Source organism: Pseudomonas grandcourensis, from assembly GCF_039909015.1.
Lineage (GTDB): Bacteria > Pseudomonadota > Gammaproteobacteria > Pseudomonadales > Pseudomonadaceae > Aquipseudomonas > Aquipseudomonas grandcourensis.
In genome coordinates this window covers 1,694,951-1,714,816 of sequence record NZ_CP150919.1, presented here as the reverse complement: position 1 = coordinate 1,714,816, position 19,866 = coordinate 1,694,951, and the positions used below count along the sequence as shown (strand labels likewise).

10 protein-coding genes are annotated in these 19,866 nt (G+C 60.6%); 2 read left to right on the top strand and 8 right to left on the bottom strand.

The window, feature by feature from the left end; all coding sequences use genetic code 11:
• Nucleotides 1-121: 121 nt before the first annotated feature.
• Nucleotides 122-10,858, bottom strand: coding sequence for a peroxidase family protein (locus AABM52_RS07540; protein ID WP_347911153.1), 10,737 nt, complete (start codon nt 10,856-10,858; stop codon nt 122-124).
• A gap of 298 nt (nt 10,859-11,156) precedes the next feature.
• Nucleotides 11,157-11,624, bottom strand: coding sequence for a hypothetical protein (locus AABM52_RS07535; RefSeq protein ID WP_347911152.1), 468 nt, complete (start codon nt 11,622-11,624; stop codon nt 11,157-11,159).
• A 72-nt stretch (nt 11,625-11,696) separates the two neighbouring features.
• On the opposite strand from AABM52_RS07535, the gene AABM52_RS07530 reads away from it, so the two are divergent.
• The gene (locus tag AABM52_RS07530) at nt 11,697-13,193 is read left to right on the top strand and encodes a histidine kinase (RefSeq protein ID WP_347911151.1); all 1,497 of its coding nucleotides are present in this window, start codon (nt 11,697-11,699) and stop codon (nt 13,191-13,193) included.
• Nucleotides 13,194-13,238: 45 nt separating this feature from the next.
• Here AABM52_RS07530 and AABM52_RS07525 read toward each other — a convergent pair whose 3' ends face one another.
• The 6 genes from AABM52_RS07525 to AABM52_RS07500 all read right to left on the bottom strand — a co-directional run bounded on the left by AABM52_RS07525 (nt 13,239) and on the right by AABM52_RS07500 (nt 19,181).
• Complete coding sequence (locus AABM52_RS07525; RefSeq protein WP_347911150.1) at nt 13,239-13,949, bottom strand: response regulator transcription factor; 711 nt, start codon at nt 13,947-13,949, stop codon at nt 13,239-13,241.
• 411 nt (nt 13,950-14,360) lie between these two features.
• A complete protein-coding gene (gene rluB, locus AABM52_RS07520; RefSeq protein WP_347911149.1) occupies nt 14,361-15,581 on the bottom strand; it encodes a 23S rRNA pseudouridine(2605) synthase RluB in 1,221 nt (406 codons plus the stop codon).
• 273 nt (nt 15,582-15,854) lie between these two features.
• The gene (gene scpB / locus AABM52_RS07515) at nt 15,855-16,844 is read right to left on the bottom strand and encodes an SMC-Scp complex subunit ScpB (protein WP_347911148.1); all 990 of its coding nucleotides are present in this window, start codon (nt 16,842-16,844) and stop codon (nt 15,855-15,857) included.
• Between the two features lie 11 nt (nt 16,845-16,855).
• A complete protein-coding gene (locus AABM52_RS07510; protein ID WP_173862173.1) occupies nt 16,856-17,614 on the bottom strand; it encodes a ScpA family protein in 759 nt (252 codons plus the stop codon).
• 60 nt (nt 17,615-17,674) lie between these two features.
• A complete protein-coding gene (locus tag AABM52_RS07505) occupies nt 17,675-18,304 on the bottom strand; it encodes an L-threonylcarbamoyladenylate synthase (RefSeq protein WP_032829738.1) in 630 nt (209 codons plus the stop codon).
• 13 nt (nt 18,305-18,317) lie between these two features.
• Entirely contained in the window at nt 18,318-19,181 is an 864-nt protein-coding gene (locus AABM52_RS07500) for a PHP domain-containing protein (protein WP_347911147.1), read from the bottom strand.
• Between the two features lie 87 nt (nt 19,182-19,268).
• Between AABM52_RS07500 and AABM52_RS07495 the strand changes: the two genes are divergently transcribed.
• The gene (locus AABM52_RS07495; protein WP_347911146.1) at nt 19,269-19,865 is read left to right on the top strand and encodes a septation protein A; all 597 of its coding nucleotides are present in this window, start codon (nt 19,269-19,271) and stop codon (nt 19,863-19,865) included.
• Nucleotide 19,866: the final 1 nt, after the last annotated feature.

Below are 19,866 nucleotides of genomic sequence, written 5' to 3'. Positions count from 1 at the left end.
TGGCTTTCCAACCCCGAACCTCCCGGTGTGGCGGCTGACCTTCCTGGCGCACAAAAAAAAGGTGTGTGGCAACCGCCACACACCCAATTGCTTTCAGTTCAACTTTATCGAGAAGGCCTCCTCATCCCGCCAGATGGAAGTCCGTCTGATCAACGGTCGCACTGGCGACACCCACAAGGCGGATGGTGTCCGTCCCGATCCCGACCATCGTGTCCGCACCGTCAGTCGTTATGTGCACGTTGGCCGCGAACGTCGCACTGGTGATCCCCAGCCCCGCGATATCGAGCAAGTCCTGCCCTGCGGCCGGATTGGTTCCGAAGTTAAAGATCGCATCGTTGCCGAAACCCGCGGCAGCAAACACGAAGGTATCGTTGCCGGCGATACCGCTACTCAACAGGTCGTTACCACCACCACCGGTGAGCACGTCGTTACCCGCACCACCCACGATCGTGTTGTTGAGCGCGTTACCCGTGCCCGTGAAGTTGCCGCTGCCGCCGAAGAACAGACTGTCGACGTTGGCCCCCAGGGTGTAGCTCGAGAGCGAGGTCCAGACCGTATCGTTACCGGCACCGGCGAGCTCGGTCACCACGTCCCCGAGGTCGGTGACTTCGTAGACATCGTTGCCAGCACCGCCGACCATCGTGTCGGCGCCTGAGCTACCGATGATGACGTCGTTACCCGCACCGCCCACAAGCGTGTTGGCCAGCCCGTTACCGATGCCCCGGAAGTTGCCGCTACCGCCGAAATACAGATTCTCGACGTTGGCACTCAGGGAGTAGGTCGCGAGCGAGGTCCAGACCGTATCGGTACCGCCACCGGCGAGTTCGGTCACCACGTCCCCAAGGTCGGTGACCTCGTAGACATCGTTGCCAGCACCACCGGCCATCGTGTCGGCAGCTCCGCCACCTCGGATAACGTCGTTACCCGCACCGCCCACGACCGTGTTGGCCAGCGCATTACCGGTGCCCGCGAAGTTGCCGCTACCGCCGAAATACAGATTCTCGACGTTGGCACCCAGGGTGTAGCTCGAGAGCGAGGTCCAGACCGTATCGATGCCGCCACCGACGAGCTCGGTCACCACGTCCCCTAGGTTGGTGACTTCGTAGACGTCGTTGCCGGCACCGCCGACCATCGTGTCGGCACCTGCGCCACCGATGATGACGTCGTTACCCGCACCACCCACAAGCGTGTTGGCGAGCGCGTTACCGATGGCCCTGAAACTGCCGCTACCGCCGAAATACAGATTCTCGACGTTGGCACCCAGGGTGTAGGTCGCGAGCGAGGTCCAGACAGTATCGGTACCACCACCGGCGAGTTCGGTCACCACGTCCCCTAGGTTGGTGACTTCGTAGACATCGTTGCCAGCACCACCGGCCATCGTATCGTCACCGTTACCACCGATGAGAATGTCATTGCCCGCGTCACCATTGATGATGTCGTTGCCAGCCCGGCCATTCATGAAGTCGTTGCCATCACCTCCGCTGGCAACGTCCGAGCCGGCCGTGCCGATCCATGTGTCGACACCGGCGGTACCGACGAACAGATCACCGACCACTGTCGTTGCGGCAGAGGTGACTCGCTCAAGTGTGCCGAGGTCATCGGTGTAACTCGCGACGACACGCAGTTGCTGACCGACCTGCAGCTGGTCGGGCGTGAAAATCGTGCCCGTCGCGCCGGCGATGTCGGCAAAGATCGCACCGCTCCCCACCTGCCACTGATGGGCAATCACCGAGGTCGTGGTCCCGTTGGCGTCGGTGAACGCATCCGTGGCGGTCAAGGCCGAGCCTTCCGTCGGGGTCGTATCGCTGATCAGCACCGTTCCGACCGGCAGGACATTGACGGTACCGGTACCGGCCGGCGCGATCGCCGCGGTCGGCGCCGAGAACACCTCCTCCAGCACGCCATTGGCGTCTATGTATACCGCCCTGACGCGCAGCGCCAGCCCGGCTGCCACGACGAGTTGCGGAATGGCCGGCACGGCGCCGATGAGGGTCGCCGGTGGTGCGACCCTGAGTTCCGAGCCCACCGTGACGGTCGTGCCCTCCGCGCGTGCGACCTCACCGGCGGCAAAGAAGGTGATGTCTTCGAACACGCCCGAGCCTGGGCGCGCTTCGAACTGCCAGAAGAAACTGATGGGGCTGGTGATCGCGCCACCAGTCGCAGTATTGTCGGCATCGGTGATGTCTGCCGCCGAGACCGTCAGCACCTGGCCGACGGCGGGTGTGGCATCGTCGATCCTCAGTGAACCGACTGGCGCCGAGTTCAAACCGCCGAGCACCACCGCTTGATCAGCGAACTGCAGCCGCTCGATATTGCTGAGGGTGTCGGTCCCGTCCCTGGCAGCGACATTGTCGGTAACCGTAACGGTGCCGTTGACGTTGTTGACCACGGTGTAATCCGCCAGATTGCCGGAGAACAGCGCCGTGTCGAAGTCAGGACCGGTCGCCGTCAGGATTTCACGGACGATCTGGAGCTGGCCTGGATTATAGGTGCCGTTCAACATGAGCGGAACCAGCGGTGTCATGTTGTCGAAGCTGGCGATTTCCGGCCCGGTGCCATCGATGTTCTGCCGCACACTGATGCGCACGTTGAGCCATTTGTCGCCGTCGATGAGGTCATCGCCGCCACGGCCTTCGATGAAGTCGCTGCCGTCGCCACCCAGGATGATGTTGCCCCCGTCGAACTTATCGTCGGCTGTGCCGGCGATGCCATCCGCGCCATTGCCGGCGCTGCCGACGAACGCCCGTAGGCCGCTGATGAGGTCGAAGTTGGTGAGCACGCTGCCTTTGGCGCCAGCGATGGCGAGCAAGTCGGCAGTGGAGTCATCGCCGCTGAGGAAATCGGCGTGGGACGATCCCGACATCCCTTCCACCAGGTCCAACCGTGCAAGGATCGACGCGTTGGAGCCAGGCACCGCCGGCTGATCGAAGAAGCGCAGCCTGGAGTTGAGGCCCATGGTCACGCCGACCGGATCGTCCTTGTAGGTCGCCCAGTCGTAACCGGAAAACCCGATGAATCGGTCCGCCTCGCTGGGGCTGCCGATCATGATGTCATCACCGCCCTCCCCGTCGAAGTTGTCCGGTCCGCCATCGCCCATGAAGACGTCGTTGCCATTGATCGGATCGTTGCCGAACGGGTCGAAGTTGTCGCCGGCAACGCCATCGGCGGATCCACCCTGGATCCAGTCATCGCCTTCGCCACCGCGCGCGAATTCATTCGCCTTGCTGCCGAGGATGAAGTCATTGCCCAGGCCGCCGCTGGTGTCAGCCGCGTCCTCGCCGGTGACGATGAAGTCCTGGCCGGCCTGGCCGAGGATCAGGTTAAGGCCATTGCCGCCCTGAATGACGTCATTGCCGTCCTCGCCGTGGATGACGTCGTCGCCGCCCATGTCCGTGATGATGTCGTCACCGGCACCGCCAAAGAGTTGGTCGTTGCCGTAGCCACCATCGATCCGGTCGTTACCGGCATCGCCATAGACCGTGTCGTCGTCCGAGTCGCCGGCAATGAGGATATCGTTGCCTGCCGTGCCGCCCAGCACGACCGTTTCGGCGCCGGTGTAGTGCAGGTAGTTGCTATCCGGCCCTACCGTGTTGGGGTTGTCGCGGATCACCAGCGGCGTGAGGAAGTCAGTGCGCGGTGAGCCAATCGGGTGGACCGACGGACCAAACGGATCGGCATTGGCCGGCAGATCGTCGAGCGTGCCGACAATACCGTCGGGACCGGCAATCACACTTGGGTTGTACTGGTTCGCCTGGTTGACCTCCAGAGTGTAGGCCGGCGTCAGGAAAACCCTGGCCGAGAGGTGTGTTGCGTCGGTATTGGCCATGACCAGCGTGGCGAACGTGTTGTTCTCAAGCTCGGCGCCAAAGTCCATCGAGGCGGTGCGTTCCAGATAGTAGAAGCGGTCTCCGTCCTGGAGTTTTTCCATCTGGTTCTCGAAGACGAAGTTGAAGGTCGAGCCGAGCATGCCGCCAAAGGGCATCTTCTCCTCGGCCAGCCCGCCAACCCAGAAGTCGACGTTGTCCAGGCCGGTGATGGTCACATCGTCTGCCGTGTGCAAAACGCCGTCCGCACCAGCGGTGCTGGTCCAGGCACCCGTGCTGTTGAGGAAGTCGACACGGTCGGCCGGTGCGGTCGCGCCGCCGAGCACCAGGTCCGCAGCCGCGGCGCGCTTGTCCGCCAGCGTGATGGCGCTGGTGATGGTCGAGTGCGTGCCGTAGGCGGCGATAAAGTTGATCAGCGATTCCGGATGCTTGATGTGCTGCACGAAATCAGCCCAACTGGTGTAGGGCTTGAGCTCTGCGTCGCCGGTGGGCCCATAGAACTCCCGCCGCGCCGCGTTCAGGGACGGAACGCCGGTATCGCGGCCGCGCGCCAGGTTGATGGCGGGCAGATCGAGCGGCAGACCCAGCAAGTTGTTACGCAGGGCTTCGGTGACGAATTCGTCGATCTCATTGCCCACCTGACGGGTCACGCCGCGCACGATGGCACCGGCCGCCTGTTCCGGAGTGGCGCCACTGCCCGCAAACTCGAGCGGATTGAGGAAGGCCTGGATCAGCCCGATATCGCTCGAGGCGAAGTTCGGATCCAGCCGGTCGACCTGCTCCAGCAGCATCGAGTGCCCGAAGCGATAGACGGTGTGCGCGAACTCGGCAACGATGCTCGGATCGATCGCGGTGTCGTACACCTGGCCCGGTGCAAAGAACGGATCGACCATCGGCTGGATAGTGCGCGCGAACTCTTCGAACACCAGGTGCTGGTACTGCATCTCGGTGCCGAACTTCGCGGTCTGGAACAGACGCTCGCCGTTCCAGTCAAGGGTCGAGGTGTCAGCTGGAACCGCAGTGACAGGCGTCAGCAGCCACTCGTTCAGGAACGATACATCGCCGCTTGCCGCTGTCGCCAGGACCACCGCCATGGTGTGATCGACCAAGCGGTTGTGCTCATGGTGAAAGATCGAATGGACGGTGGTCAGGCCGATGTTTTCGTTGACCCGGCCGTCACCAGCGATGTAGTGCGCGTCCAACAGTTCGTTGTCGTAGAAGCCCGGCGCAGGCGTTCCGCCAATGACATTGTCCGCATCGGGCAGGAGTGCCGCGCCGGTCTGGTCGTCCAACGGAACAGCGGTGTGCGCGATGTCGTTGAGGAAGGCATGGCCGGTGCGCGCGGCGTTGACCAGGCTGATGGGCGCCGCCGGATTGCCTTCAACCAGCACATCGTCGGCCGTGCCGGCAATACCGTCCGGACCCAACATCACCACCTGAGGAAAACCGTTCGGACCCTTGATGAAATTGCCGTAGGCGTCAGTCGCCAGCAATGGCACGTTGTTGAAATCGGCATCGGTGAGATTGATCCCGAGCAGATCATGAGCTTGCGCCTTGACCACCTTCCAGGTGGCCATGCCACCGATCGCGACATCATCGGCCGTACCGAACACACCATCGGCGCCCAGATCACGATTCTCGATCAGCTTGCCGGTGGCCACCGGATCGCCGGCGGCGTTGAACTCATAGGCACGCAGGAACACCTGGTGCGAAGGATGCGAGCTGTAGGTCTGGTTCTGGTCGACAAACGGCGAGGTGGTGTTGGTGTTCTCGTGGATGTCGTCGGCCGTGCCCAGAATGCCATCAGGGCCAGGCAGATTGGTGGCGCGCGTCAGCACCATGAAGTTGGTCGGGCTGCCCGGTACAAAGAGCGGATCGTCAGGCTGCAGCGGAATGAAGACTGTGCCGCTGCCGCCCTTGGTGACGAGGTCCAGGCCATGGTCGAAGAACTGGCCGAAGAAGGTCATCCACTGGTTGAAGGGCGCGGTCAGACCCGCGTCGGGGCTCACGTTCGGGTCGAAGAAGGTCTGGAACGTCGTGCCATCGGTACGGGTTCCGGTCACCACCTGCGCACCGGCCTTGAGGACATCGTCAGCGGTGCCGAGGATGCCATCCAGACCGGGATCGAAGGTGGCCGCGACCGCCGCCGGGTTGTTGGCGGTCTGGTCGACGATCAGGTTACTGATGGTGCGCGGCTGCGAGTCGATCACCAAGCCGCTGGTCTGGGTGTAGCTCGTGCCGGCATCGGCCGGGCGGAAGTCCGGCGTGGTCAGGCGCGGGAACACGTTATCGGCGGCACCGAACTCGGGATGGAGCAGGTTGTTTTCCGTCCCTTCGACCGTGCGCAAACCGTACGGCACTCGTATGTTCGGCAGCAGCGAGTTCAGGTTCTCACCCGCCGCGTGGTGTTCCGCAATCTTGATCTGGTCAAGGATGAACGCCAGGTCGGATTGCGTGTAACGCACACCGTTGCTGGGGGCCGTGGTCTGCGGATCGATCAGCGAAGGCGCCGCTACGGGGGCCGGCGCCCCGGCCACGACGGCCGTGGTCGGTGCCGAGAATACCTGCTCGGTCACGCCATGATCGTCCGCATAGATGGCTTTGACGCGAATTGCCAGACCGGCAAGATCCGACGTCACCGTGAACGTGGGCGCGTCCGCTCTTACAAATCCGATACCGATGCGGCCCGGCCCGAGGATGATGTCCTCGAAGACGCCCGAGCCCGGTGCCGCTTCAAACTGCCATATGTAACTGATGGAATTGTGGATCGCCCCACCCGCGTTGTCGCCATCGGTGAGGCCGGCCGCCGACACGGTCAGTATCTGGCCAACGGTCGGCGCGGTGTTATCCACCGTCAGCGCGCCCACCGGCTCAGCGTTGAGCCCGGGCACGAGGACCAAGGACTGATCGGAGAACTGCAGCCGCTCGATGTTGGTGAGACGGTCGGTTTCTTCCTTGCCGACATTGTCGGTCACGGTGACGATGTCGTCGGCAAAGTTAAGCGGGGTGCCGTTATCGTTGACCGTGACTGTGTAGTTCGCCATTGGGCCCAGGAAGTTGACGGTGTCGAAGCCGCCCACGCCTGGCAGGATCTCACGCACGGCGACGAGCTGGCCTGGATTGTAGGTACCGTTCAGCATGAGCGGGATCATCGGCGTCATGCTGTCGAAGGTGGCGATTTCCGGCCCGGTGCCATCGATGTTCTGACGCACGCTGATGCGCACGTTGAGCCACTTGTCGCCGTCGATAAGGTCGCTGCCGCCACGGCCTTCGATGATGTCGCTGCCATCGCCGCCGAGGATGATGTTGCCCGCGCCGAATTGATCGTCGGCCGTCCCTCCGATACCGTCGGCACCGAATCCGGCGCTGCCGACGAAGGCCCGCAGGCCGCTGACCAGATCGAAGTTGGTGAGGATGCTGCCCCTGGCCGTGATATTGGCGATGATGGCCGCGTTTTGTTCATCGCCGCGCAGGAAGTCGGCGAAGGCCGACCCCGACAGGCCCTCCACTTCCGCGAACCGGTCATAGATCGAATCGGCCGATTGCGCCACTGCGCCCACGATATCGCCCGCGGCATTGGGCACCGCGTGATACGGACTGAAGAAGGGAACGACCATGTCGACGGTCACGCCGTACTTGTCGTTCTTGTAGGTGGTCCAGTCGAACCCGGACATGCCGTCCATCTTGTCCTGGGCGTCACTGGCGACGAAGGTGTCGTCGCCGCCTTCACCGATCATTTCATCGAATCCGCCGGTGCCGATGAAGATGTCGTTGCCGGGCACATCGTCGGACAATGTCGGGCTCATGTTATCGCCGGGTGCACCGTCCTGGGTGCCGCCCTCGATCCAGTCGTCGCCTTCGTTGCCGGTCGGCGCGAGGTTGACCTTGGCGCCGAGGATGAAGTCGTCGCCCGCTCCGCCGAAGGTCATCGTGATGTCTTCAGTGGTGATGACGAAGTCTTTGCCCGCACCAGCGTGGACCAGGTTGTTGGCGCCGAGGATCGAGTTACCGACCTGGATGACGTCGTTGCCGTCCTCGCCGTGGATGACGTCGGCACCGCCGATGTCCGTGATGATGTCGTCACCGGCGCCGCCAAAGAGATTGTCGTTGCCGTAGCCGCCGTCGATCCGGTCGTTGCCGGCGTCGCCATAGACGGTGTCGTCGTCCGAGTCGCCGGCAATCAGGATGTCGTCGCCGGCCGTGCCACCCAGCACGACCGTATCGCTGCCGGTGTAGTGCAAATAGTTGGTATCCGGGCCCACTGTGTCGGGGTTGTCGCGGATCACCAGCGGCGTGAAATGGTCAATCCGTGGCGAGCCAATCGCGTGGACCGACGGGCCAAAGGGGTCGGCGTTGGCTGGCAGGTTGTCGGCAGCCTCATTGACTAGCGTCAACGGATTGTCGACCAGTATGCCATCCGGCCCGGCAATCACACTCTGATTGAACTGGTGCGTCGGGTCGACCTCCAGGGTGAAGGCCGGTGTCTGGAATATGTTGGCCGGCAGGTGTACTGCGTCGCTGTTGAGCATCACCAGATTGGCGAACGAATTGTTCTCAAGCTCGGTTCCGAAGTTGAGTCCTGCGGTGCGGGCCAGGTAGTAGAGGCGGTCGCCATTCTGCAGGTTTTCCAACTGGGTTTCGAAGACGAAGTTGAAGCTCGAACCCAGCAGGCCGCCAAAGGGCATCTTCTCCTCGGCGAGGCCGCCGATCCAGAAGTCGACGGAGTCCAGGCCGGTGATGGTCACGTCGTCGGCGGTGTGCAGAATACCGTCCGCACCGGCATTGCTGGCCCAGACTCCGGTGCTGTTCAGGAAGTCCAGGCGATCAGCCGGCGCCGTAGCGCTGCCAAGCACGAGATCCGCCGCCGCGGCGCGCTTGTCCGCCACCGTCGTAGCGCTGGTGATGGTTGAATGCGTGCCGTAGGCGGCGATGAAGTTGATCAGCGATTCCGGGTGCTTCATGTGCTGCACGAAATCGGCCCAGCTCACATAGGGGGTCAACTGGCTGTCGCCAGTCATGTGGTAGAACTCGCGGCGCGCCGCGTTCAGCGACGGGATGCCGGTGTCTCGGCCGCGCGCCAGGTTGAGTGCGGCAAGGTCAAGCGGCAGGCCGACCAGATTATTGCGCACAGCATCAGTGACAAACTCGTCGATCTCGTTGCCGACTTGCCGTGTGACGCCGCGCACGATGGCGCCAGCCGCCTGCTCCGGGGTAGGGCCGCTCGCAGCAAACGCGAGAGGGTTGAGGAAGGCCGCGATCAGGCCGGTCTGTTGATTGCCTGGGTCAACCGGATTGCCGTCGCCGACGACGTTGAAGTTGGGGTCGAAACGATCGACCGTCTCCAGCAGCATCGAATGGCCGAAGCGAAAGACCGTGTGCGCGAACTCGGCGACGATCGCCGAGTTGATCGTGGTGTCGTTACCCATAGGCGCCAGGAAGACGTCCACTTGCGGCTGGATGGTGCGCGCGAACTCCTCGAACACCAGGTGCTGGTACTGCATCTCGGTGCCGAACTTGGCCGCCTGGAACAACCGCTCGCCGTTCCAGTGCAGGGCCGCAATGTCGGCCGCCGTTACCGGCAATGCCGCCAGTTGGGCGTCAGGCAGCAGCCACTGATTGAGAAAGGCGAGGTCGGCAGAGGCCAGCACCGTCGCTTTGGTCTGGTCGATCAGCCGGTTGTGCTCGCTGTGGAAGATGGAATGCACCGTGGTCAGGCCGATGTTCTCGTTGACCCGGCCGTCGCCAGCGATGTAGTGCTTGTCGAGCAGTTCGTTGTCATAGGTGCCGGGGGCTTGCGGGCCGCCAATGACGGTGTCCAGGTCCGCCGTCAGGCCCCCGGTCGGATCGGCACTGTGGGCGATGTCGATGAGGAACTGGTGACCGGTGCGCACAGCGTTCGTCAGGCTGATGGGCGCGGCCCGATTACCCTCGACGAGCACGTCATCGGCCGTACCGGCTATGCCGTCCGCGCCTTTCATCACGACTTGGGGGAGGCCATTGGGCCCCTTGATGAAGTTGCCATAAGCATCGGTCGCCAGCAGGGGGACGTCGAACACGTCCGCATCGGTCAAGTTGATGCCCAGCAGATCACGGGCCTGGGCCTTGACGACAGCCCAGGTGGCCATGCCGCCGATTTCGACGTCATCAGCGGTGCCGAAATGCCCATCGACGCCCAGGTCACGATTGGTGATCAGCTTGCCGGTGGCCACCGGATCGCCGGCGGCGTTGAGTTCATAGGCACGCAGGAACACCTGGTGCGAAGGATGCGAGCTGTAGGTCTGGTTCTGGTCGACAAAGGGCGAAGTGGTGTTGCTCTGCTCGTGGATGTCATCGGCGGTGCCCAGGATGCCGTCAGGGCCGGGCAGATTGGTGGCGCGCGTCAGCACCATGAAGTTGGTCGGGCTGCCCGGCACGAAGAGCGGATCGTCAGGCTGCAACGGAATGAAGACTGTGCCGCTGCCGCCCTTGGTGACGAGGTCCAGGCCATGGTCGAAGAACTGTCCAAAGAACGTCATCCACTGGTTGAACGGCACGGTCAGGCCCGCGTCCGGCGTGATGTTGGGAATCTGGAAAACGGCAACGTCGTCGGCGGTGCCGAAAAAGCCATCCAGACCGGGGCTGGTGACCACCTGTGATCCCGGATTGGCCGCTGCGGCCGCGACCGCCGCCGGATTGTTGGCGGTCTGGTCCACGATCAGGTTGCTGATGGTGCGCGGCTGCGAGTCGAAGACGAACCCGCTGGTCTGCAGGTATGAGGTAGGCGTGGTTCCGCCAGGATCGGCAGGGCCGAAGAAGCCGACCGGCTGGACCTGCGCGGTATTGAACACCGGTGTCGTCATGCGAGGAAAGAAATTGTCGGCGGCACCGAACTGGGGATTGGCCAGGTTGTTGTCGATGCCGGTGACGGTGCGCAGACCGAAGGGGACTTCTACGTTCTGCAGCAAGTCAGCCAGACTCGTGCCTGACGCATTCCGTTCAGCGATGAAAATTTGTTCGAGAATGAACTCTAGATCGGACTTGATGAAGCTGGCCATGGCTGTTTCCTCGATGCTTAACCAATCAGGAAACCACACGCATAAAACACCGCTGCAAACGCGTGGTTTAGTGCTTAACCCCATAAATGAAAATCGAAATTAGAACGACGGGACCCGGTACCACGGCCGCACCGAGCCCCTACTGAATTGCAAGCAATCAGCAGAGCTCGACTGAGGATCAATTCCCCATGACAACCGTACTTACAGGCAGGTATTGCGCCTCAAGGAGGCGAAGGCCCATGAACCCAGGTCGAATGGAAGGTGCAACTTACCAACGGCCCCGTCACGTATCGGGGCTCTATGCATTTGTACATGGTGTTCTCTCAGACATTGGGGGCTTGTCACAGATGCCACACATCCAGAGAACAGAGGTATTGGCCGGAATATGCGCGTGAAGATCGGCATATTCCGGGACTTCCTGAGGGGTGATGGCACGGTTCTGCGTCCATGCGGCTTCGTCAACAAGCCTTTTATCCTTGAGAAAACTGGTATCGACTACGAATTGACTAGTATGTATTGGAGACCGGCTCCGCACGCTCGGTGGCGGAGTCAGGAAACCCTTGGAACCATAGGTTTGGTTCTGATTGAGTGGTACACCCGCACCGTTGTACTGGAGCGTTTTCTCAACAGAAATTTCAAGTGAGCCGAGTTTGACTTGAGTGCCAGGGTGCGAATGGCCGACCACACTATTGGAAATAACCGACAGCTGTTGTTGCCGGAAATAGCGATTATCCAGATGGATTGAGAATCTTTTTAAACTATTCATCGCGCCTCCCGCCTTCAACCTCCAACGCAAGCTTTACACTCCATTGAAAATGAGTATTGAGGGGCTACCCGGATGTGTACAGAGACAAAAGCCCAATCAAATTCTGAGACTTTGGTCGAAGAACCGGGTCAGACCTTGGTCGGATCAGAGGCTGGCCAAACGTCCAGTGGCGCAGCCCCCGGGAGACAGAGCACCCGTGCGAAACTGCGCCATTCAAGCCGCTCAACCCAGTTCGTAATCTGCGCCACAATCATTCTGGGCTTGACCATGACGTTCGTTGGAAACCTCGTAAGCCAAAGTATCGAAGATGCAACGATTCAAACGGCGGCAGAGACCGGTGCGCGTTATATGCAGAACTTTCTCGAACCTTTCGTCCAGGGACTGACCACTGCCAAAGAACTCCCCAATGGAACCATTCAGGCCATTGATCACCTGCTGTCCAACACCTCGCTGAGTACACATGTAGTCTCGGTAAAAATCTGGCTTCCAGACGGCACGATTGTCTACAGCGCCGACAAATCCACAGTCCAGAAAACTTTTCCGACAGAAGAGATCTCACAGGCGCTGACGGGCAAGATCTATACAGAACTGGACAATGATTTTGAGGATGATACGGAGGACGCTTTCGAGCGAAGCCTGAATATTCCGCTCTATGAAATTTTTGCTCCCCTGCGCGAAACAGGTACTGGAAAGATTGTTGCGGTTGGAGAGTTCTACGAAACAGCGGAAGCGTTACAGCGCGAAATCAATAATGTTCGCAAGAAAGTATGGGCGATTGTCGGTACAGCAACGACAGCCATGCTTTTGTTGTTATTTTTTATCGTTCGGCGCGATGACAAGATAATAAAGCAGCATGAAACAGTACTTGAATGGCGAATGGATGAGCAAGCAAAGTTGCACTCGAACAATGCCGCCCTTCAGCACAAAGTCACTACAGCCAATCGCGAGTTTTCCAGAATCAATGAACTCACTCTTCGGCGGATCGGGGCAGATCTTCATGATGGTCCTGCCCAGCTGTTGTCACTTATTCTCCTTCGCCTTGAAGAGCTCGAAGATTCGCAAGGAGCCTCGGATGGAGAAGTCCTCGAAATGATCAGGCGCGCCGGCGAGGATGCTTTAAACGAAGTGCGGGAAATATCACTCGGCCTGGCTCTTCCGGAAGTCAATGACCTGACCCTGCACGATGCGCTGGTATTGCTTGCCGAGCGGCACGAAGAGCGAACCGAGACGCGAGTAGAACTGGAGCTTGATACGCTTCCAGACGATGTACCGATAGCGCATAAAATTTGTATTTACCGCTTCGCCCAGGAAGCATTGAACAATGCCTATATTCACGCCGGTGGAAAAGGCCAAAAGCTCAGCGCCTCTCATTGCGAAGGACTACTGGAAGTGCAAGTCGAAGATGCGGGAGTGGGTATTTCAACCGAAAAACCAAGTGTGCCAAGTCGAGGTAGAACTCGTCTGGGCCTTATCGGCATGCGCTATCGCGTCGAATCCCTCGGCGGAATATTCATCATTGAATCGGCGCCCCATGCCGGAACCAAAGCCAGGGCGCAGTTCAAAATCTGATCACCCGTGCCAGAATGAGCGTTGCACTCAAGTAACCGCAAGCGCTTATCGCCCGCTACTTGTCTTACCGCTGTCATTCAAGTCACGGCGTTGAAGAACACCACATAAGCCAGGTATATGGTCACTCTCCCAATGCCGTCTCACTGCTGCGACTGCCTGCGTCCGGTTACGAACGCGTAGCTTGTACATGACATTCGTCATGTAGTGCTTGATGGTCTTCTCGCAGAGCTCAAGCTTGATAGCAACCTCGCGGTTTGTCAGGCCCTTCGATACTTCCCGGATAACTTGTTCTTCGCGATGGGTCAGCTCGATCTTTTGCTTATCAGCCGCGTGCTTTCCGAAATTGCTCAACAGCTTGCTGGCAAGCTTGGGTGTAATGAAGGTTTCACCACCGGCAACATTTCTGATGGCTTGCACAAGCTCACGACCGCTTATGCCCTTCAGCACATATCCCTGCGCACCCGCCTCGAGGGCGGAATAGGCATCCTCGATGGACTCGGACACCGTCAGCATCAAAACTTTAACTGTCGGCGAAGAAGCTGAGATCGCTCGCACGGCAGCAAAGCTATCGCCCGGCATATTTACATCCATCAGCAAAACATCCGGAGCAAAACGAGCGGCAATTTCCAGGGCATCCTCCGCAGACGCCCCCTGCTCGACCACCTGAAAGTCAGCGACTTTCTTCAGCGCCATTGTGACCCCATCCCTTAACAGCGGGTGATCATCAACGATGCCAATCTTGATCATGGAACTCATAGGAACTCCTCATAGGAGGCGATGGAGCTGCATGTTGGTGTCGCACGTTTCATTTTTCACCCTCGCGTCATGCCGAATCCGGCAGGCCCCGCCGTCTCCATGATGTCCGGGACGACAGCGGTTGCGAGTACCTTGGGGTGGTGCAACTAATGAGCCATTTCAATAAAGCGAAGAAAAAGTTCAAATGAATTAACAGGCTGTTTTTGAGTGTTTCAAGAGAGAGAAAGGTGAGGAAGGGAAGATTCCTCAAATTAGGTGGTAAACCCCCGATTGGGTGGGTGAAATGCCCCATTTATGGAGAGAGTAGCGGGCCTGTTTCACTGACCGCTTTTGACAGGGACTGCAAAAAAAAACGCCAACCCGATGGTTGGCGTTTTACTTGCAGTTTGCAGCTCGAAGCTTACCGCTGCCTCACTCCGGCTTGCGACGACCAAAGCCCGGACGCTGGCCGGAACCGGCCGGTGCGCCACGGCGCTTGCCCGATGGCGTGTCGCCGTCGACCAGCTTGATCCCCGGACGCTTAGGCGCAGGCTTGGCCGGGCGCTTGGTGTCGGCCGGGCGATCGGCTACCGGCGTACCACGACCTTCGCCACGCTCGGTACGGCCATTGGCCGGACGTGGCGTGCGTGGACCGCGTTCGCCGTCCTGACGGGCAACAGGCTTGCGCCCTGGACGCTCGCCTTCGATCTGCGGCTCGCGGCTGGCACGCGGCGCGGCAGGTGCGGCGGCTGTCCCAGTGGCTGGACGCAGGGTACGAACGCGCTCGGTCTTGGCCATCGGACGCGACGACTTGCGCTGCATCCGGTCAAGCTTGTCTTTGCTCTTGGCGTTCATCTGCGGCATCGCGACCGGCGTCAAGCCGACCTCGGCACTCAGGATGTCGACTTCGTACTGGCTCATTTCGCGCCAGCGGCCCATCGGCAGGTCGGAGTTGAGGAACACCGGGCCGAAACGCACGCGCTTCAGACGGCTGACCACCAGGCCCTGGGACTCCCACAGGCGACGAACTTCGCGGTTACGACCTTCCATCACCACGCAGTGGTACCAGTGGTTGAAACCTTCACCACCAGGTGCCTGCTTGATGTCCGTGAACTTGGCCGGGCCGTCTTCGAGGACAACACCGGCTTTCAGACGCTCGATCATCTCGTCATCGACTTCGCCACGCACACGTACCGCGTATTCACGGTCCATTTCGTAGGAAGGGTGCATCAGGCGGTTGGCCAGCTCACCGTCAGTGGTGAACATCAGCAGACCGGTGGTGTTGATGTCCAGGCGACCGATGTTGATCCAGCGACCCTCTTTAGGGCGCGGCATCTTGTCGAACACGGTCGGACGGCCTTCCGGGTCGACACGGGTACAGATCTCGCCGTCGGGCTTGTTGTACATGATCACGCGGCGCACCGACTCGGCGGCTTCTTCGCGCTTGATCACCTTGCCATCGATGGTGATGGCGTCGTGCATGTCGACGCGCTGGCCAAGGGTGGCGTCTTTGCCGTTGACCTTGATGCGGCCGTGGCTGATCCAGGCTTCCACGTCACGGCGCGAGCCGACGCCGATACGGGCGAGGACTTTCTGCAGTTTTTCGCCTGCTGGGCCGATTGGCTGGTCGTCTTGCTGGTCTTTGATACTCATCTGGGCACCTCCCGGTGTGGTCTGAAAACTGGGTACTTGGGCGAAGGGATCGCCGAAGGGTCGCGAATCATACGCGCATGAGGGCGTTTGCGCATCAGAGACTAGCTGATCAAGGCAAGGTTATTTGTTTTTCCGCTGGCCGGTGACACAAGGTCTTCCGGCAAGTACAAGTCCCTGTGGGAGCGAGCTTGCTCGCGATAGCGGTTTATCAGTCACTTTAATGTTGAATGTGCTGCCGTCATCGCGAGCAAGCTCGCTCCCACAGGGTTTGCGTCAGTCTTCGAATTCGCGGCGTTCGGCCTCGATCGCTTCGGCCAGGGCCAATGCTTCGGCTTCTTCGTCGCTCAGTTCAGGCTCAGGCTTTGGCTGCTCAAGCGCAGCCACGGCGGCCAGGAGTTTTTCCCGGGCTTCGGCAACGCCGAGGATGTCGTCGTCCTGCTCCGGCTCGATCTCGGGCTCTGGCTCACCTTCCGGTTCAGGCTCGGGCTGTGCCGCTTCGACTTCTGGCTCGACGACCGACTGCTCCGGATCGAATTCAGGCGACGCCCCATCACGCAACAAGTCGTCGAAGTCGGTCTTGATCCCTTCTTCCATGCTGTCCAGTTCCAGCAACAGCGTGTGGAAACTGGTCTCTTCCTTGGGCTCTTCCGGCTCGGCGCTGGCGTCGGCCAACTCTTGCAGCCCGGCGGGTACGGGGGCGTCGTCGAATTCGAGCACCGGATCCGGTTCCAGCTCGCGCAGTTCCGCCAGCGGCGGCAGGTCATCGAGGTTCTTCAGGTTGAAGTGATCGAGGAACGCCTTGGTGGTGGCGAACATCGCCGGTTTGCCGGGTACGTCGCGGTAGCCGACGATGCGGATCCACTCGCGCTCCATCAAGGTCTTGACGATGTTGCTGTTGACCGCCACGCCCCGCACGTCTTCGATTTCGCCACGGGTGATCGGCTGGCGATAGGCAATCAGCGCCATGGTTTCCAGCATGGCCCGGGAGTAACGCTGCGGGCGCTCTTCCCACAGACGCCCGACCCACGGCGCAAACTTCTCGCGAATTTGCAGGCGATACCCCGAGGCCACTTCCTTGAGTTCAAACGCACGACCATCGCAGGACTTGGCGAGAATCGTCAGGGCCTTCTTGAAGACCGGCGGTTCCGGGCGCTCGCCTTCCTCGAAGAGTTCGAACAGGCTTTCCAAAGATTGCGGCTTTCCCGAGGCCAACAGAAAGGCTTCAAGCAAGGGTGCCAGATCACGGGGTTCAGTCAGGTTCATGTTTCGACTCGTTATTCGGCTCGGGCTCGCACATGGATCGCGGCAAATGGCTCATTCTGCACCAGCTCGACCAGGGATTCCTTGACCAGTTCAAGGATCGCCATGAAGGTCACCACCACCCCCAGGCGCCCTTCTTCTGCGGTGAAAAGCTCGACAAACGGCACGAAACCGCCGCCCTTGAGGCGTTCCAGCACATCGCTCATGCGCTCGCGGGTCGACAGCGCTTCGCGGCTGACCTGATGGCTTTCGAACATGTCGCCACGGCGCAAGACCTCGGCCATGGACAACAGCAGCTCTGACAAGCGCACGTCCGGCAGCAGCTTGCGTGCCCGGGCTTCCGGAGCGTCAAGCTTGGGCACCACCACATCACGGCCGACGCGACTCAGGCCATCGATGCCTTCGGCGGCAGCCTTGAAGCGTTCGTACTCCTGCAAGCGGCGGATCAGTTCGGCGCGCGGGTCGTCCTCTTCGTCTTCGACGGTTTCGGCCCGTGGCAGCAGCATCCGCGACTTGATCTCGGCCAGCATCGCGGCCATCACCAGGTATTCGGCGGCCAGTTCCAGGCGTACCGACTGCATCAATTCGACGTAGCCCATGTACTGGCGAGTGATTTCCGCCACCGGGATGTCGAGGATGTTGATGTTCTGTTTACGGATCAGATACAGCAGCAGGTCGAGGGGCCCTTCGAAGGCTTCGAGGAAGACCTCGAGGGCATCCGGCGGGATGTACAGGTCCAGCGGCATTTCCATGACCGCCTGGCCATAGACCATGGCGAAGGGCAGTTCTTGCTGGGCTCCGGCCTGACTGTCGACGGGTTCTACTGCGGACATCTAGGCCTCGACCATGAACGGCGCAGGGTCGCCGCAACCAACGCGAATCACTTCCGGCTCGCCGTCGGCGAGGCTGATCACCGTGGACGCCTTGATCCCGCCGAAACCGCCGTCGATGATCAGATCGACCTGGTGTTCGAGCAACTGGCGCATTTCGTGCGGGTCGCTCAACGGGTCTTCATCGCCGGGCATGATCAGGGTCACGCTCATCAACGGCTCACCCAGTTCAGCCAGCAACGCCAGGGCAATCGGGTGGCTCGGCACGCGCAGGCCGATGGTGCGTTTCTTCGGGTGCAACAACAACCGCGGCACTTCGCGCGTAGCGTTGAGGATGAAGGTATAGGGCCCCGGCAGATGGGCCTTGAGAATGCGGAACGTGCCGGTGTCGATCTTGGCGAACAGGCCAAGTTGCGACAGGTCGCTGCAGATCAGCGCGAAGTTGTGCTTTTCATCCAGCTGCCGCAGGCGCCGAACGCGCTCCACGGCCACCTTGTCGCCGATCTGGCAACCTATGGCGTAGGAAGAGTCCGTGGGATAAATCACCACCCCGCCCTTGCGGATGATTTCGACTGCCTGTTTGATCAGGCGCGCTTGCGGGTTTTCCGGATGAATCTGGAAAAATTGACTCACATTCTCTACCTGTTCAGACGGCGGCAATAACTGGGTCATGTTTGAATCGACACCATAGCGGCGGCAGATCCTCCGGGAGTGGCCGGTATTCACCGATCTCTGACCAGCCTCCAGGGCCATGAAAATCACTGCCGGCGCTGACCAGCAGACCGAACTCGCGGGCCAGAATGGCCAGGCTGCCCACTTGCTCGGCAGGCTGGTAACCATTGACCACTTCGATGGCGTGGCCCCCTGCTTGAATATAGTCGGCAATCAGACGACGTCGCTTGCTGCGCGTGAATTCATAGTGCCATGGGTGTGCCAGGCTGACCCAGGCCTTGGCCGCGCGCAGGGTTTCGACAGTTTCCTCCAGGGTCGGCCAGTGTTGCTTGACGTCGCCCAGTTTGCCGGCGCCCAGCCATTTGCGAAACGCTTCGGCGCGGTCCTTTACGAAACCTTCACGCACCATCCAGTCGGCGAAATGCGGGCGTGCCGGCGCGTTACCGCTGTCGCCCAGCTCCTGCTGGATCCCCCGGGCGCCATCCAGCGCCCCCGGCATGCCTTTGAGCGCCAGTTTGCGGCTGATTTCTTCGGAGCGTAGCCAACGGCCATCATGCAATCTGGCGATAGCCTCGACCAACGGCGCTGCACTCACGTCAAAACCGTAGCCCAGGACATGAATGGTCGCACCACCCCAGGTGCAGGACAATTCGACGCCGTTGACCAGTTGCATCCCCAGCGCGGTAGCCGCGTGCCGGGCCTCGTCGAGGCCCTCGAGGGTGTCGTGATCGGTCAAGGCCAGGACTCGCACGCCTTTCTCGAACGCCCGCGCCACCAGAACCGCAGGCGCCAGGGCGCCATCGGAGGCCGTGCTATGGCAGTGCAAATCAACATTCACAGGGCTTTGTAACCTCAAATCAGCTGGCGCTATCGCGCGCCCATATGTTTGTTATTATGCCGCCACATCCTGCTTCTGGCTGCCACTGTGAAACAATTCATCGATTTCATCCCGCTCCTGCTGTTTTTCATCGTCTTCAAAATCGATCCACGGGTCGTCGACATCGCCGGTCATGAGTTCACTGTAGGCGGTATTTACAGCGCCACCGCGATGCTGATCGTCAGTTCCCTGGTGGTCTACGGCACACTGTTCATCAAGCAGCGCAAGCTGGAGAAGAGCCAGTGGCTGACCCTGATCGCCTGTCTGGTCTTCGGCAGCCTGACCCTGGCGTTCCACAGCGAGACGTTCCTGAAGTGGAAAGCCCCGGTGGTCAACTGGCTGTTCGCCCTGGCGTTCATCGGCAGCCACTTCGTCGGTGACAGCCTGCTGATCAAACGCATCATGGGCCACGCGCTGACCCTGCCGGAGCCGGTCTGGACGCGCCTGAACATCGCCTGGATCGTCTTCTTCCTGTTTTGCGGTGCCGCCAACCTGTTTGTCGCGTTCACCTTCCAGAGCTACTGGGTCGACTTCAAGGTGTTCGGCAGCCTGGGCATGACTTTGCTGTTCCTGGTCGGCCAGGGCATCTACCTGTCCCGCCATCTGCACGATGCCGACACCACAACGCCAAAAACCGAGGACTGAC

Coding starts and splice junctions, on each gene's coding strand:
- rluB (WP_347911149.1), bottom strand. CDS start 15,581: ATGAGTATCAAAGACCAGCAAGACGACCAGCCAATCGGCCCAGCAGGC.
- AABM52_RS07530 (WP_347911151.1), top strand. CDS start 11,697: ATGTGTACAGAGACAAAAGCCCAATCAAATTCTGAGACTTTGGTCGAA.
- AABM52_RS07510 (WP_173862173.1), bottom strand. CDS start 17,614: ATGGTCTATGGCCAGGCGGTCATGGAAATGCCGCTGGACCTGTACATC.
- scpB (WP_347911148.1), bottom strand. CDS start 16,844: ATGAACCTGACTGAACCCCGTGATCTGGCACCCTTGCTTGAAGCCTTT.
- AABM52_RS07535 (WP_347911152.1), bottom strand. CDS start 11,624: ATGAATAGTTTAAAAAGATTCTCAATCCATCTGGATAATCGCTATTTC.
- AABM52_RS07525 (WP_347911150.1), bottom strand. CDS start 13,949: ATGAGTTCCATGATCAAGATTGGCATCGTTGATGATCACCCGCTGTTA.
- AABM52_RS07540 (WP_347911153.1), bottom strand. CDS start 10,858: ATGGCCAGCTTCATCAAGTCCGATCTAGAGTTCATTCTCGAACAAATT.